The following is a 15,175-nucleotide window of genomic DNA, read 5'->3' as shown; positions in this document are numbered from 1 at the left end:
CATTCATGGCACGCGCAAAGTTTGAAAGGAATAAACCCCACATTAATATCGGTACAGTTGGCCACGTTGACCACGGTAAAACTACCTTGACAGCAGCCATCACCCTGACATTGGCAGCTCTTGGTCAAGCTGTAGCTAAGGGCTACGACCAAATTGATAATGCCCCAGAAGAAAAGGCACGCGGTATTACCATCAATACGGCTCACGTAGAGTATGAAACCGAAAGTCGGCACTATGCTCACGTAGACTGTCCAGGACACGCTGACTATGTGAAGAACATGATCACCGGTGCTGCCCAAATGGACGGAGGTATCCTCGTAGTTGCTGCTACCGATGGCCCTATGCCCCAAACCCGCGAACACATCCTGTTGGCAAAACAGGTAGGCGTTCCCAGTCTGGTTGTCTTCTTGAACAAAGAAGATTTGATGGATGACCCAGAACTCTTGGAACTAGTAGAACTAGAGCTGAGAGAACTGTTAAGCAGCTATGATTTCCCTGGCGATGATATCCCCATCGTCAAAGGCTCTGGTTTGCAAGCTCTAGAAGCAATGACTAAGAATCCCAAGACCAAACGCGGTGAAAATCCGTGGGTAGACAAAATCTATGAACTGATGGATGCTGTAGATTCTTACATCCCCACTCCTGAGCGGGATGTTGATAAACCCTTCCTGATGGCTGTAGAAGACGTTTTCTCAATTACAGGTCGTGGTACTGTCGCCACCGGTCGGATTGAGCGCGGTGTAGTCAAAGTTGGCGATAACGTTGAACTAGTGGGTATCAGAGATACTCGCGCCACTACCGTAACTGGTATTGAGATGTTCAAGAAGAGTCTCGACCAAGGTATGGCTGGAGATAACGCTGGTGTATTACTCCGGGGTATCCAGAAGGCTGATATTGAACGGGGTATGGTCATCGCCAAACCTGGTTCGATTAAACCTCACAATGAATTTGAAGGTGAGGTTTATGTCCTAACAGAAAAAGAAGGTGGTCGTAAGACTCCATTTTTCGCTGGCTACCGTCCCCAGTTCTACGTGCGGACAACTGATGTAACTGGCACCATCAAAGCTTACACCTCCGATGAAGGCAAAGAAGTAGAAATGGTGATGCCAGGCGATCGCATCAAGATGACAGTAGAATTGATCAACGCGATCGCGATTGAACAAGGAATGCGCTTCGCTATCCGCGAAGGTGGACGCACCATCGGTGCTGGTGTCGTCTCCAAAATTATCAAGTAGCACCTTTTTGCTCATAACAAAGGAGCAGTAGATGGTATTTATTGTGCCTCTCTGCTCTTTTCTCTTCCCTCTATAAATAAGGTAATAGGTTACAGGGGACAGGTCATAGTTTTCTGTAACCTATAACTTGTAACCTTTAACCAATAAATACTCCCCTAATTACGCAGAACCTGGAAAATTAAAGATGGCAACTCTACAGCAGCAGAAGATTAGAATTCGCTTACAAGCCTTTGACAGGCGCTTATTAGATACATCTTGCGAGAAGATTGTAGACACCGCTAACCGCACTAACGCTACAGCCATAGGCCCAATTCCTTTACCAACAAAACGCCGAATCTATTGTGTACTGCGATCGCCCCACGTAGATAAAGATTCACGGGAGCACTTTGAAACCCGTACTCATCGCCGGATTATTGACATTTACCAGCCCTCCTCTAAGACTATTGATGCCCTGATGAAATTGGATCTACCATCAGGCGTAGATATTGAAGTCAAACTTTAATTTAGTCATTAGTCATTGGTCATTTGTCATTAGCAAAGGACGAAGGACAAAGGACATTAGTATGAATATTTACACAGCCCTGAAGAAATATATCTCAGGGCTTTTATTTAGCTAGAAAACAAATGATAGAATGTAGATAAAGTACGGGAAAAGCAGAGAAAAAGAAATTTTAAAGATTAAGTTTATACCAAAGTAACAATGACATCATCTTCTAAAATTGCAGTTCGCGAACTACCTCTGTTCCCGTTACCCGAAGTAGTTCTGTTTCCTACCAGGCCATTACCCCTGCACATCTTTGAATTTCGCTACCGAATCATGATGAACACGATTTTGGAGAGCGATCGCAGGTTTGGTGTTTTAATGTTTGATCCAGTCAAAGGTACAATTGCAAACACTGGTTGCTGTGCCGAAATCATTCATCACCAAAGGCTGCCAGACGATCGGATCAAGATGATGACTTTAGGGCAGCAAAGATTTCGTGTCTTAGAGTATGTTCGTGAAAAGCCATACCGCGTTGGTTTAGTGGAGTGGATTGAAGATCAACCACCAACTAAAGACTTGCGACCTTTATCTTCTGAAGTAGAACAACTACTGCGAGATGTTGTGCGTCTATCAGCTAAATTAACCGAACAAAATATCGAATTGCCAGAAGATTTGCCCGATCTACCTACAGAATTATCTTATTGGGTAGCCAGTAACCTTTATGGTGTCGCCGCAGAGCAGCAATTATTATTAGAAATGCAAGATACTGTAACTCGTCTAGAGCGAGAAGCAGAAATTTTAACTTCTACTCGGAATCACTTGGCAGCTCGCGCTGTTCTCAAAGATACATTTAGTGAAAAGTGAGGAGTTAAGAGTTAGGAGTTAAAAGTGAGGAGTTAGGAAGAAAAAACAAAAATAAAAGATCGACAACTTATAATTTATATTTCCTGGCTGATAATTTGTAAATCCTAAATGAGAACTCCTAACTTCTTAAGTAACGGTGCCGATCGGTAAAACATTGTAAGCGCCAAGAATTTTCAAAATCTCTGTGTGGATAGTTAATTCTGCTAAAGCAGATTGCATTTGTGCTTCCTTGGCATCCGCTTCTAAATCCATGAAAAACAAGTATTCGCCTAGCGATCGCTTCGTAGGACGAGATTCAATCCGGCTGAGGTTAATCCCTAGTTGAGCAAATATTTGCAAAGGTTTGACCAATGCTCCGGGTGTGTTGGCAGGCATACTAAAAGCCAGCGATGTGTGACTAGCAGGTGCTTTTGTTGCTTGGTATCCAGCGTCCACCTCACCCTGACTTACTACCCAAAAACGAGTAAAGTTTTCTGGATTGTCGTTGATACCACTAGCAAGTATCGGCAGATTGTAGAGTTGAGCAGCTCTACTAGAAGCGATCGCTGCTGTTGTTGTCTCTTGCTCCAATCGCTGTAGTGCTTCGGTTGTGGAATTGCTGGGAATAATCTGTACAGTTGGGAGAAACCGCTCTAACCATCCCTGACATTGTGCCAAAGCTTGCGGGTGAGAATAAACAGTTTTAATCTTATCTAAATTAGACGCGCAAGAAATTAATGTATGGGCAATGGGTAATACCAAAGCCAACTGAATTCGCAAATTGTCCAACTGCCATAGTGTATCCATTGTTGTAGTCACACTTCCTTCAATAGAATTTTCTACTGGCACAACAGCCAAGTGAGCTTGACCATCAGCAACGGCGTGCAGTGATTGAGGGATGGTGGGATAGGGACATAACCTAGCTTCAACTCCCGTAGTTCTAGTTAGCCAGTTGACATAAAAAACAGCTGCTTGCTCTGTGTAAGTGCCGGGAGGTCCTAAATGTGCGATCGATATAGTCATGTGTTTAGTAGCTATCTGTTCAATTTATAGACTATATCGTGAGTAGACCCAGCCTTTCTTTATTGACCAAGAATATTAGTTTAATTTGATTCATTTAATTAAGTATCAATCTTTTAGATAGTGTAATTATACACTTTATACCTGTACAACGCTGTGGGTACTTGACTAAGTAGAGCAAATGTACTAGCTTGATTTCAGTGAGAAATAAAGATTATGAAGTTCTCTACACAATTCTCTATGTAAAGGATGTTGCTCAATCGGTCGCTTTTTATGAAAAGGCGTTTGGACTGAAACAGCAGTTTATTCACGAGAGTCAACAATACGCCGAGATGGAAACGGGTGGAACAACTCTTGCTTTCGCCTCAAATGAACTTGCAAAATCTAACCTTCCCCAAGGATTCCAAGAAAACAGTCTCTCAAATCTACCTGCTGGTATGGAGATTGCTTTTGTAACAGACGATATAACAGCAGCTTTATCGCGTGCCATAGAAGCTGGTGCTGTGATTGTTGTAGATGCCAAAGTTAAGCCTTGGGGACAAACAGTAGCTTATGTCCGTGATTTGGATGGAATTATTGTTGAAATTGCTAGCCAAATGTAAACTAAATTAAAAAAAATAAACATAATAAATTAATCAATAATAGAAGTATCAAACAATTACTTCCTTCAATTCATGGCTACCAAGTTTACTGCCTCCCAATCAGTGGAAATCGCTGTTCCAGAGCAGCCTATTCCCATTCAGCACTACTTGCGTCAGCCTCAACGCCTGGTTAAGGCCTTGGTTGATAATAGCCGAATTCAGCAGCTTTCTGAAGAAGTATTTCGCTTGAAAATGCGTCCGCTGACTTTTATGTCACTGAGTATTCAACCTACTGTAGACATGAGAGTCTGGGCCGAATCAAATGGAATAATTTATTTGCGATCGCTAAACTGTGAAATTTTAGGTTTCGAGTATATTAACCAGCGCTTTGCTCTCAATTTAAAAGGCTATTTGTCTCCCAAAGAGTTTAGCACTGGCACTCGCCTGCAAGGAAAAGCTGATTTAGAAGTGGTGGTGGATTTCCCACCGCCATTTTCCTTTACTCCTAAGCCGATTTTAGAAGCTACTGGCAATGGTTTGCTTAAAAGCGTACTGTTGTCGGTCAAGCAACGGTTATTGAATCAACTTTTGACGGATTATCGCTACTGGGTGATATCACAAACCAAAGATAGAGGACTTGACAGTGATAGTACTGAATTCCCAATTCTGAATGCTGAGTAATTATTTTAACAAACAGAATTCAAGAGCCAGAATACCCTTTCAGGGAAGCAAGCTACAGAATTGAATTCTGTAATTAGTGGCACGACTGAATTCCCACTAATTCATTCTGAATTCTGAATTCTTCTTCAATCACTCAACATTCAGACCTTTGATTTGGCAAGGACGAAAAGACTGACGATGCAGAGGCGACGGCCCATATTGTTGCAAAGCCAGCAAATGTCGCTGGCTACCATAACCCTTGTTACACTCCAGGTTGTACATAGGGTATTTTAATGCTAGACGCATTATCAGATCGTCACGCCAAACCTTAGCAACAATACTAGCAGAGGCAATAGCGAGCGATCGCTCATCCCCTTTGACTATTGTTTGTTGCGGTAATAGCAAATCTTTGATTGACTGATTGCCGTCAATTAAGCAAAGTGCAGGCTGTACCTTTAACTTCAGCACAGCCCGCTTCATTGCTAACAACGTCGCTTGCAAAATATTTATCTTGTCAATTTCGGCAGTAGAAGCAAACCCAATTTTCCAGTCTATAGCCAGCTCACAAATTAGCTGCGCTAGCTCAGTTCTCCGAGAAATAGACAACTTTTTACTGTCTTTGATTTTAGCTGCCATCAGTATTGGCAAAGCCCGATCTGGTAATATCACTGCTGCCGCCACGACCGGCCCAAATAGAGCACCTCGCCCTACTTCATCCACACCTGCAACCAACCCTAGAATCTCTGACAAGGTAGAAAACTCCAGCCAAGTGGATTGTTCCAAAGGCGTTGGTGATGTTTCTACCATAAAGCAAATTAATTATCTTCGATTGCTGAGGAACGGCGGCGGCGGCGGCGGCTGGCTGTGGCGCTACTATTAGCTTCACTTTCATCTGCGATCTCGTTCGCGGCGGCTTTCGCAGACAAGCGTCCCGAAGGATTCACAGTTAACTCCGATGGTGGTTCAGTTGTCTCTTCGATCAAAGATTTTTGTTCTGGCTCAATAACTTTTGGTGTCGGTATTTTGCTTGCAATTATTTCAGGTGTTGCCTTTTGGGCAATAGTGATTATTTCAGGTGTTGCTTTTTGGACAATAGTTGATTCTGAGGTTGATTCAATTGGGGCCGTTGGCTGTTGACCGGGCTGAATCACATTAATAATCACAGACTTGGTATTTTTCACCTCTTGCTCTAACTTCACCAAGGGAGATATTCCCATCAAGGCAAATATATCCTGTTCTTGGAGGCTCATTTCTACAGTTCTAATCTCCGGTGGTTCTACCACTGGCTTAATTGGTTCTGCCTTGATAATTTTAGTGCGCTCTACTCTTTCACTCCAGCCTGGTTTACCAAGGGTGGGTGAGGGAATTTCTGGTGCAACTCCTAGTTCTGGTTCTACATCCAGGTCTAAATCTGGCTCGTTGACAAAAGCTAGGGGGCTGGGAACAATCCGAGCTTCATCTTTCCCGTTTAACCCATTGACACCAATTCGACTGCGGCGAGTGCGGGTACGGCGCTTATCATTAAGTTCTTGATAACTAGGATGATTGATCAGATTTAGGTTGCTCAATTCCGAATCGCCCTCAAATGCTTCCCCAAATCCATCATAAGTTTCTCGTGGTTCCGGGATACGAGCAGATGGCTGACGTGGTTCTCGGTGAGGTAAGGATACAAAACGTTCGCGCTCTGGTGTCTCTGCCGGTATTGGCAATCGGTTTTCAATTTCTCCAGGCAGACGTACAGTATGTCCTAAACCGCCACAGGTGGGACAAGTTTCACCAAACAATTCATAAATATTTTGACCCTGACGTTTGCGGGTCAGTTCTACTAAACCCAGTTCGGTAAGTTGGGCAATCTGGGGACGAGCTTTGTCTGCTTTGAGTGCTTTATTAAAGTGTTCCAGAACTTGTAGTTGGTCGCGTCGCGATTCCATATCGATAAAATCAACCACGATCACCCCGGCGATATTTCGCAGACGCAACTGGCGAGCAATTTCTGTTGCCGCTTCGCAGTTTGTCCACAAAACTGTTTCTCTAGCTGTTGCCGATCGCGTAAACGAACCTGAGTTAACATCGATTACGGTTAATGCCTCCGTCGGCTCGATGATAATGTAACCGCCAGAAGGTAGGTCTACCCTTGGTTTCAGGGCTTCTCGAATCGCGGCAGTGATGCGGAAGTATTCTAAAATTGGAGAGCGATCGCGATGATGGTCAATCAACAATCCCTGCGGTGTTTGGCCGCCACTCCAATTCTGCAAGTACTGTTTGACGCGCTTCAAACCAGTACTGGAATCCACGACAATCCGATTTACATCCGCGCCGTACATATCCCGCAATACGCGCTGGATAAAGTCATCGTCTCGGTTGAGCAGTGCTGGAGCGCGGGTGGAATGCGCTTCCTGCTGGATCGCCTCCCATTGCTTTTGCAGCAATTCCAAATCTTCCATAATCGCTTCTTCGGGTTTGCCTTCTGCTTCTGTACGCACAAGCAAACCCATTCCCGCCGGCTTGACCAAAATCGCCAGCGCTCGCAAGCGGTTGCGCTCACTTTCACTTTTAATCCGTCGGGATAAATTTACGCCCCGACCGTAGGGCATCAGTACTACGTAGCGTCCTGGTAAGGTAATGTTACCCGTGAGCCTGGGACCTTTTGTCCCCGTTGGCTCTTTCATTACTTGCACCAAAACTTTCTGTTGTGGTGCAAGTAGTTCTGTAATTGCCGCTGCGGTACGCTTGAGCTTCAATGGCCCCAAGTCGGTAACGTGAATAAAACCGTTGCGCTCTGGGTCGCCAATATTGACAAAAGCTGCATCTATCCCAGGCAATACGTTTTCTACTACTCCTAAGTAGATATCACCTATTTGATGGTGCCCCGTAGCAACAACGAGTTCCTGTATTTGATCTTCAGAAAAAACCGCAGCAATTTGGTGCTGCTCCGCGATGATAATTTGTTTCGGCATTCAATTTCCTCAAAAATTGGCAGCACTTACAGGTTTGAGGTTTGTTGTATCAAGTCCGGTTAATTACTTAATAATTCAAAACTACTTGCGTCTCCGCGTCAGTTTTAATTACCAGTGTTTTCTCGGTTTGATATTATACTTTTGCTGCCCTCGCAACCCTCAAAAGGCGCTACTGATAATAAAAATCGCAAATCTGAGCTTCTAAGTTAAATAGCTATTGGCGCTCTTAAGAGCGTTTCTACGGCTGATTATTCCAGAACTGCTGTATATCGTTTAAGCAATTAAATCAACCGTCCGTGGTTGATTTGTGATGCAATACCCTCAAATCTTGAGAGTTCTGAGTTGAAAGTTCTAAATCCTGAGTGAGCATTCTAACTCAGGATGCTTTATTTGAGAGTAACCTACTGAATTGGTTAAGAAAAAGAAACTATTTCTATTTTCCATTCCCCGGATTTATCTTAGGGTTATACTCAGCTGCGCCAGTTGCTAACCTGCCTTGAGCCGCTCTAGCCTAAGACAAACAGTGCTTTGCGCGTCTCGTGAACGTCTACAACAAGTCGGCATAACCGACAGTACGTTGCTTTAACTCTAAAAAAGTAATGCACTAGCTCTTGGGCACTACCTGGATTAGACATTCAGCAGTTGTTTAAAAGCATGGATTTAGAGAAGCTAACCGAGCCTGCTGTTAGTTACTGATTCACAAGGTAGCTATAGAGAGAGTGTGCATTCTTTAATCTGCTTTTTGTTTGTCTAGGATAAAATCCTAGAAGTTGCACTCTAATATCTTTGCTTTCGCCCCCTGAATACCAGGGTAGTGAACCAGCTAATTCAATGCAGCGCCAGAAAATTTCTCTTCACCCTATTCTAACGCAACCTTGCTAAAAATCAATTCCTGTGAGCTGCCATCTTAGGACAACTACTAGCAAGTTGTCCTACAGGGATTATACCCCTAAAATTAGCCGATTGCGGTGGATGTGCAGAAGTTGGAATTCTACACCAGCCACTGTCTCTAGCATAAACAGGATTTGTTCGGGACGCAACAGCAAACCGTCCTGACGATAACTACCTAAATAACGGATTACAGATGACATAGATTCTGCAACGCAATTGTAGTTTTCTACTAATTCCAGTTCAAATAAGCGATCGCGCAGATTTATTAACTGGCTCTTGCCTGATTTAGTTATTTGCTCGTACCAAAGTTCCTCTTTTGCTTTGATTGTATCAATCCAGTTTTGCCATTGTATGGGTGTTGTTTCTGCAAGTGCTGCTACAGTAATTAAATACTCTGCGGACTCTAGCAGTTGGGTAGCGGCACTAGCTTTTAAATCTATCTGCTCCACATTATATATAGGTATGTCTGTGGGCATTTCACGAGCCAACTTTTCTTGGAAAGTATCAACTTCCACTGGCACAGTTAACTCAAAATCTGCAATTTCACCGCTGCTAGTAGCCCCTAAAGCCAAAGCAGTTGCTAGAGAAATGCGTGGCATTGGATGAAACCCACCAGTAAAAGCAATTGGTAAGCCTGCTCGTCGCACAACTCGGTCAAACAGACGGATTAAATCAAGATGGCTCATTAAAGCCATATTACCTTGTTTCCCAAACCAAACTCGCAGTCTTTGCGCCTTAGTTGTGTTGGGGACAAATTCGCCAGCAAATTTTGGGATAGCAGGTGATTCAATCACCACGTTATGCCCAAAATCGGTGCCACAGACGCCACAATGAGAACAACCTTCAAAAGAGCAGTCTGGTACAATTGCAGCTTCTAGAGCGCGTTGCAAGTCTTCTTGGAGCCACTTTTTGTCAATCCCGGTATCAATATGATCCCAAGGTAGGGGAATATCGAGGGAGTGGGGAGTACTGAGTGGGCTATTCTCCTCTACTTCTATGCCCTTGGACGCTTCTGCGTGAAACAAATTCCATTCGCCATTTTCTACTTGGCGGTATTTCCAATCTAAATCAGCTTGGGCGATCGCAGATCCCCAAGCGCCAAAAGCTCGATCTAAATTTTCATACCAAGAATCCATACCTGCACCCAATTCCCAGGCAAGGCGGACTACTTTGCTCAAATTGCGATCGCCTCGTCCCACAAAATCTTCCATTGCCGAAATGCGGACATCGGTAAAATTTACCTTCACTGCCTTTATTCGGCGGAATTCTTGCCGTAACAGGTTTTGTTTTCGCTTAAATTCAGTGGTAGAAACTGAGTGCCACTGGAATGGTGTATGGGGCTTGGGCGTAAAGTTAGAAATTGTCAGGTTAAAGTTTAGGGGTTTTCTACCCTTACCTCGACATTCTCGCTGTAACCAGCTTACCGTTTCCGCAATGCCCACAACGTCAGCATCCGTTTCACCCGGCAAGCCAATCATAAAATACAACTTGATTTTATCCCAGCCTTGCTCCCAAGCGGTTTTTACTCCCCGCAACAATTCTTCATTCGTCAACCCCTTATTCACAATGTCTCGCATCCGCTGAGTACCAGCTTCTGGAGCAAAAGTCAGTCCACCTTGCCTTGTACCTCCCAGGATGTTGGCAATATTCTCATCAAATCTGTCTACCCGTTGGCTTGGTAGAGTCAGAGAAATGTTTTCATTTTTTAAGCGATTTTTGATTTCCATCCCCACTGCTGGTAGGGACAAATAATCAGAACAACTCAGAGATAGCAGGGAAAACTCATTGTAACCAGTTGCCCGCATACCTTGTTCAATTGCTTCTACAACCTTTTCAGGTTCTACATCCCGTGCTGGTCGAGTCAGCATTCCTGGTTGACAGAAGCGACAGCCACGAGTGCAACCACGCCGAATCTCAATGGTTAAGCGATCGTGCACTGTTTCTACGTAGGGAACCAAACCAATAGAATATGCTGGTATGGGAGTTGCAACCCGTCGCAGAATTCGTTTCGGGACATCTGGGCGATTAGGGTGAACTGAGCCATCCTCTGCCATATCGTAAAACTGAGGCACATATACGCCTGGTATCTGTGCCAAGTCAAGTAACAGATGTTCCCGACTTAATCCTGCTTGTTTGCCTTCTTCTAATACCAAACCAATTTCTGGCAGCAGTTCTTCTCCATCTCCAAGGGCGATAAAGTCGAAGAAGTCAGCATAAGGCTCAGGATTTGATGTCGCTGTTTGCCCACCAGCGAAAATCAACGGAAAGGATGACTGGGTATCAGTAGATTCTCTGCTTTCCTGCTCCTCTGCCCCTCGGTAACAGAGCGCAGCCTCTGGTAGAGAAGTGCTGCTCCCTTGCCTCTCTCGCCACGTCAAAGGAATTCCTGCCAAATCCAACATTTCGAGGATATTAGTTGCACCCAGTTCGTAACTGAGGCTAAAGCCTAAAATGTCGAATTCTGTCAGCGATCGCTTTGACTCTACCGCAAACAATGGCGTATTAGTCTCGCGTAGTTTGGCTGCCAGGTCTTTTCCTGGGAGGTAGGCGCGATCGCACAATTGACGCGGTTGGGCATTCAAGACGTTATAAAGGATTATGTGCCCTAAATTAGATGCACCGACTTCATATACTTCTGGGTAGGTTAAAACCCAACGTATTGCTGCCGTATCCCAAGGTTTGTGTACCGCTAATAGCTCGTTACCCAGGTAACGTGCTGGTTTTAAAATATCCGACGTTATTAATTTTTCAACTGCAACAACCACTGTGCTATCTTCTAGCTACCTTAATTACAGCTACCTAAACCCAACATTAGCATTGAATTAGGTCTTCTAACAGATTTTATCGTTGCAACTTACAACTCCTTTACATAAAGTCGACTTATTATTGCCCGAACCTTTGTGCTTTTACATAAAGTTATGTTTGGGCCAATTTGGCTTCAGCGTCTAATATTTCAAATACCCTATCAAGTTGCGTCAGTTCAAAAATCATTCTAATTTGTGGGGCAACAGCGCTAAGTTGGCAACTTCTTCCTAAAGTAAGAGCCAGCTTGTGTGTAGATAACAATGCCATCAACCCCGCGCTGTCTAACGATTCTACTGCTGCGAGGTCTACTACCAAGGTGGAAATACCATTTTGCGCCAACGCTGTAGCCATATCTCGTTCAAATTCCAAGGCGTTTGCAGCATTTAAGCACCCTTGGGGGCGAATAACTGCAATTTTGGGATAGTTAAGCACTGCCTGCATATTTACATCCTATTAAGAATTTTGAAGCGTCAAGCTAAGGATTATTTGAACATAAACTCTATTTTGTTGCATCGACCATACGTCTGAGCTCTCTTTGCTGAATCTTTATTGCTTTAGTATGTCTGTTTAAAGATTGTTATAATTCCAGGTTAAAATGTGTTTATATATACTTTTTTTTTATGTCACTTCAAAAACAATCAACTATAGACGGCCATAGAGCAGACAAATTATCAGTAACTATGCTGATAAACCTTGCTTAGTCTATAACTAAAGCTAATTTAGCCAAGCCTTAACGTTAGGTTAAGTCTCCCACTTTAGCGTTGCTGATGGCATACGGCAAAGTCATAGTGAATTATCTATCTAACTAGTTAAATTGTGATATATATCACTACTAAGTTAGTATTTGGATCACTCTTTATACTGAGGCTGATCTGGGATGATTAGTGTCATATTACAGTTGGGTTATTACTTATGAGAACTCAGTATGCTATTCGTAAATTGGTAGAAAAAGCTCTTGACATTAAAAAACTAACTCCTGAGATAGAGAATGAAATCAACTCAGAACTGACGGAACTAGGTTACATTTCTGATGTTGATTACGAAGCCCTAGAATTATTAATGGCAGAGATGGATGCTGGACGAATCCAGTTGGTTCCTAGCCTGGGATTTTAAAATAATTCATAATGACGCTTTCTACGAACGCGAACAGCGTGTCGTAGACAGAAGTTGTGTGTAGCTCGGTTCTCTGTAAGGTTACAATGACTCCTTAACGTAATTCGTAATTAAATTTAGCAGGGGGATACAAGAGCGATATGATTGCTAGTCTTTTTCTATGAGGTTGATTATTTAAATACTTAAGGTGGCGTAAACTGTGCTGGTGAACCTCTACATTATGCATTCATCGAAAATTTCCATACAGTTCGCTAAACGCCTAAAAAAATTCCTCCCAATCTGTTTGCTGAAATTGTCCACAAGCGGAATGAACTTGTTGCTAAGGGAGTTGATATCATCAATATGGCTGCTGACGAGCCAGAGAAACTGATTTATAGTCATATCCTTCAGGTGATGGATGAGGCGATTGACCACGCTGCTAACCAGAATTATCCACCTTACGAAGGGACAAAATAATTTCGGGTGCGAAGGATGTAGCAATCGAATTTCACAGTCTTCAACGCATGAAAAATGTTGGGAATTAGGGACTGGGGACTGGGAAGACAAGGGGGACAAGGAAGATAAGGAAGAATTATTCAAGAAGTCTCTATGTTGTCTATTTCCAATGCCCCATCCTAATCCCCAATCACCAATCCCTCTTGATAGGCTTGCCAAAGTTGGTGAATAAACTGATTCAGTTGCTGCTTTGCGACTGAATCAGGTTCAGTTTTTGGTTCTTTCGCTAAAAGTTGGCTCAAGAAGGTAATTACTTCTGTGTCTAATGCTGGGCGAAATAAATTTGCAGGCCAAAGTAAGTCAGATGCATCTCGCAAATCAGTAATTAGGGGTGATTCTTCTATGAAAGTAACCATTAATAAAGGACGCACCCAGCACAACTGGCGGGAAACTACAAATTGAATGACTTCTGCATACAGGTTCCTGTCGCCATACTCTAGAGACACAATTTGTCCCGGTTGAAGAAAATCTAGGCTCATGTCCATCTTGGGCAGGGGCAAGGATTATTTTGCTTGCAACTTCTTTAATCTTAAAAGTGAAAATGCGCTACGTTTAAGGAAAGCTTCTGTAAGATTAGGGTAGCACTCTTACGGCAGCCATGTCTTAGACGTGTGCCTTATCAAGTGGCTACGCAAAACTAATACAACCAATCCCTGCCAGCAAAGGGTTTTCCTCGCATAGTATCTGAGCAGAAATACTATAGAATAGGTAAACAACTGTTGAGCGATCGCAAAACAGAGACTTTGTTGTAGTGAAGTAACGAGAAAAGAGCAAAGAGCCGTGTCAGTTGAAACTATTCAAAAGCCTTCCACAACCCGCAAGCTCGCGCCTCGGTATCGCGTTTTGCTCCATAACGACGACTACAACTCGATGGAGCATGTTGTACAGTCACTAATCGCTACTGTACCAAGCCTTACCCAACCCCAAGCTGTGAGCATCATGATGGAAGCCCATACTAACGGGCTAGCTTTAGTCATTACTTGCGCTCTGGAACACGCTGAGTTCTATTGCGAAACATTGATAAGTCACGGTTTAAGTAGCACAATTGAACCTGATGAATAGTCATTAGTCATTTGTCATTGGTCATTTGTCGAAATATAGAGCATTGACTGGTGATTGGTGACTTACTTGGTATGAAAAAAAACTTTCTCCGTTTAGCCGAACGCCCTGCCCCCATTAGGCTGGGCTGTTTTATTTTGACTTTATTGTTGCTATGGTTGCCATTGGCTACACCAATATACTTACTAGTGCATGATTCAAACTTAGAAAGTATATTGACATTGGTATTGTTATATGCAATATTTATTTTCCTCCTGAGACTATGGGGTAAATATATCTACCAGCAGCCCCAAATTCTGCGGCATTATGGTTTAGAATTTACGCGGCAAAACGGTGTGAATTTACTGCGTGGCTTGGCTCTGGGGATAATTAATATTCTGATACTTTTTGGGGTAGAAAGTTTGTTGGGTTGGTTGGTGTGGCAACAACCGAAAGTTTTTTTGCTGAAAGTTGTTTTAGAGGGTTCACTTGTTGGCTTAGGTGTTGGATTTGCTGAGGAGTTGTTATTCCGAGGCTGGTTGTTAGATGAATTACAACGAGATTACAGCCCGCGTGTGGCACTGTGGACAGATGCAACTGCGTTTGCTACATTGCACTTTATTAAACCCTTGGAGGCAATTATTCATACACTGCCGCAATTTCCAGCTTTAGTACTGCTGGGGTTAACGCAAGTATGGGGAAAGCGTTGGCGTAGGGGACGCTTGGGTTTTCCAATTGGTCTACATGGTGGTTTAGTTTGGGGTTACTACATTATTAATGTGGGTAAATTAGTGAAATATTCTGGTCAGGTTCCTGATTGGATAACTGGTGTGAATAATAATCCCCTACAAGGAGTGATGGGGGTGTTGTTAATGAGTGTACTAGCTTTGTGGATACGGGGGCGAACTGAGCGATCGCCTCATATATGAAAATAAAAATATTACAGCATTTACGGCTTTTATGAGGTACAGTAGCAGCAACTAGCAAACCAGTTTCTTAAATGTTGAGGATTTATTAAATTGAGTGCAACTGAGATTAGTTTATCAACCATTT

General features: G+C 43.3%; 14 protein-coding genes. 8 read left to right on the top strand and 6 right to left on the bottom strand.

Annotation, left to right across the window (positions count from 1 at the left end):
- The first annotated feature begins 5 nt into the window (after positions 1-5).
- From tuf to V7K44_RS30335, 3 genes are all read left to right on the top strand, one after another.
- Complete coding sequence (tuf, locus tag V7K44_RS30345) at positions 6-1,235, top strand: elongation factor Tu (RefSeq protein WP_322726971.1); 1,230 nt, start codon at positions 6-8, stop codon at positions 1,233-1,235.
- A 184-nt stretch (positions 1,236-1,419) separates the two neighbouring features.
- The gene (gene rpsJ, locus V7K44_RS30340; protein WP_008232935.1) at positions 1,420-1,737 is read left to right on the top strand and encodes a 30S ribosomal protein S10; all 318 of its coding nucleotides are present in this window, start codon (positions 1,420-1,422) and stop codon (positions 1,735-1,737) included.
- Positions 1,738-1,935: 198 nt separating this feature from the next.
- On the top strand, positions 1,936-2,583 hold the full coding sequence (locus V7K44_RS30335; RefSeq protein ID WP_099099764.1) for an LON peptidase substrate-binding domain-containing protein: 648 nt from the start codon (positions 1,936-1,938) through the stop codon (positions 2,581-2,583).
- 126 nt (positions 2,584-2,709) lie between these two features.
- Here the strand turns inward: V7K44_RS30335 and pheA are convergent, their stop codons facing one another.
- The gene (pheA, locus tag V7K44_RS30330) at positions 2,710-3,585 is read right to left on the bottom strand and encodes a prephenate dehydratase (RefSeq protein WP_334937361.1); all 876 of its coding nucleotides are present in this window, start codon (positions 3,583-3,585) and stop codon (positions 2,710-2,712) included.
- A gap of 197 nt (positions 3,586-3,782) precedes the next feature.
- Here pheA and V7K44_RS30325 point away from each other — a divergent pair, with 197 nt between their 5' ends.
- The gene (locus V7K44_RS30325; RefSeq protein WP_334937359.1) at positions 3,783-4,184 is read left to right on the top strand and encodes a VOC family protein; all 402 of its coding nucleotides are present in this window, start codon (positions 3,783-3,785) and stop codon (positions 4,182-4,184) included.
- Between the two features lie 72 nt (positions 4,185-4,256).
- Complete coding sequence (locus V7K44_RS30320) at positions 4,257-4,844, top strand: DUF1997 domain-containing protein (RefSeq protein ID WP_334937357.1); 588 nt, start codon at positions 4,257-4,259, stop codon at positions 4,842-4,844.
- A 129-nt stretch (positions 4,845-4,973) separates the two neighbouring features.
- On the opposite strand, the gene V7K44_RS30315 is transcribed toward V7K44_RS30320, so the two are convergent.
- From V7K44_RS30315 to V7K44_RS30300, 4 genes are all read right to left on the bottom strand, one after another.
- Entirely contained in the window at positions 4,974-5,630 is a 657-nt protein-coding gene (locus V7K44_RS30315) for a ribonuclease HII (RefSeq protein WP_334937355.1), read from the bottom strand.
- Positions 5,631-5,638: 8 nt separating this feature from the next.
- Complete coding sequence (locus V7K44_RS30310; protein ID WP_334937353.1) at positions 5,639-7,780, bottom strand: Rne/Rng family ribonuclease; 2,142 nt, start codon at positions 7,778-7,780, stop codon at positions 5,639-5,641.
- A gap of 941 nt (positions 7,781-8,721) precedes the next feature.
- Positions 8,722-11,436: a TIGR03936 family radical SAM-associated protein gene (locus V7K44_RS30305; RefSeq protein ID WP_334937351.1), complete on the bottom strand. Its 2,715-nt coding sequence runs from the start codon at positions 11,434-11,436 to the stop codon at positions 8,722-8,724.
- Between the two features lie 151 nt (positions 11,437-11,587).
- A complete protein-coding gene (locus V7K44_RS30300) occupies positions 11,588-11,917 on the bottom strand; it encodes an STAS domain-containing protein (RefSeq protein WP_334872143.1) in 330 nt (109 codons plus the stop codon).
- Between the two features lie 471 nt (positions 11,918-12,388).
- Here V7K44_RS30300 and V7K44_RS30295 point away from each other — a divergent pair, with 471 nt between their 5' ends.
- The gene (locus tag V7K44_RS30295) at positions 12,389-12,589 is read left to right on the top strand and encodes a hypothetical protein (protein WP_094349495.1); all 201 of its coding nucleotides are present in this window, start codon (positions 12,389-12,391) and stop codon (positions 12,587-12,589) included.
- Positions 12,590-13,203: 614 nt separating this feature from the next.
- On the opposite strand, the gene V7K44_RS30290 is transcribed toward V7K44_RS30295, so the two are convergent.
- Positions 13,204-13,569, bottom strand: a complete 366-nt coding sequence (locus tag V7K44_RS30290; protein WP_334937468.1) for a hypothetical protein — start codon at positions 13,567-13,569, stop codon at positions 13,204-13,206.
- Positions 13,570-13,864: 295 nt separating this feature from the next.
- Between V7K44_RS30290 and clpS the strand changes: the two genes are divergently transcribed.
- Positions 13,865-14,146: an ATP-dependent Clp protease adapter ClpS gene (clpS, locus tag V7K44_RS30285; protein ID WP_012410249.1), complete on the top strand. Its 282-nt coding sequence runs from the start codon at positions 13,865-13,867 to the stop codon at positions 14,144-14,146.
- A gap of 71 nt (positions 14,147-14,217) precedes the next feature.
- Complete coding sequence (locus V7K44_RS30280) at positions 14,218-15,051, top strand: CPBP family intramembrane glutamic endopeptidase (RefSeq protein WP_334937348.1); 834 nt, start codon at positions 14,218-14,220, stop codon at positions 15,049-15,051.
- Positions 15,052-15,175 lie beyond the last annotated feature (124 nt).

The organism is Nostoc sp. (assembly GCF_036917235.1).
Classification (GTDB): Bacteria; Cyanobacteriota; Cyanobacteriia; order Cyanobacteriales; family Nostocaceae; genus Nostoc.
The sequence above is the reverse complement of the archived record's forward strand: the minus strand, read 5'-3'. Positions and strand labels throughout refer to the sequence as shown.

What these genes read in the sequence shown, in the direction of transcription:
- pheA (WP_334937361.1), bottom strand. Translation starts at nt 3,585, where the DNA reads ATGACTATATCGATCGCACATTTAGGACCTCCCGGCACTTACACAGAG.
- V7K44_RS30315 (WP_334937355.1), bottom strand. Translation starts at nt 5,630, where the DNA reads ATGGTAGAAACATCACCAACGCCTTTGGAACAATCCACTTGGCTGGAG.
- V7K44_RS30335 (WP_099099764.1), top strand. Translation starts at nt 1,936, where the DNA reads ATGACATCATCTTCTAAAATTGCAGTTCGCGAACTACCTCTGTTCCCG.
- V7K44_RS30310 (WP_334937353.1), bottom strand. Translation starts at nt 7,780, where the DNA reads ATGCCGAAACAAATTATCATCGCGGAGCAGCACCAAATTGCTGCGGTT.
- V7K44_RS30300 (WP_334872143.1), bottom strand. Translation starts at nt 11,917, where the DNA reads ATGCAGGCAGTGCTTAACTATCCCAAAATTGCAGTTATTCGCCCCCAA.
- V7K44_RS30280 (WP_334937348.1), top strand. Translation starts at nt 14,218, where the DNA reads ATGAAAAAAAACTTTCTCCGTTTAGCCGAACGCCCTGCCCCCATTAGG.
- V7K44_RS30295 (WP_094349495.1), top strand. Translation starts at nt 12,389, where the DNA reads ATGAGAACTCAGTATGCTATTCGTAAATTGGTAGAAAAAGCTCTTGAC.
- rpsJ (WP_008232935.1), top strand. Translation starts at nt 1,420, where the DNA reads ATGGCAACTCTACAGCAGCAGAAGATTAGAATTCGCTTACAAGCCTTT.
- V7K44_RS30290 (WP_334937468.1), bottom strand. Translation starts at nt 13,569, where the DNA reads ATGGACATGAGCCTAGATTTTCTTCAACCGGGACAAATTGTGTCTCTA.
- tuf (WP_322726971.1), top strand. Translation starts at nt 6, where the DNA reads ATGGCACGCGCAAAGTTTGAAAGGAATAAACCCCACATTAATATCGGT.
- V7K44_RS30320 (WP_334937357.1), top strand. Translation starts at nt 4,257, where the DNA reads ATGGCTACCAAGTTTACTGCCTCCCAATCAGTGGAAATCGCTGTTCCA.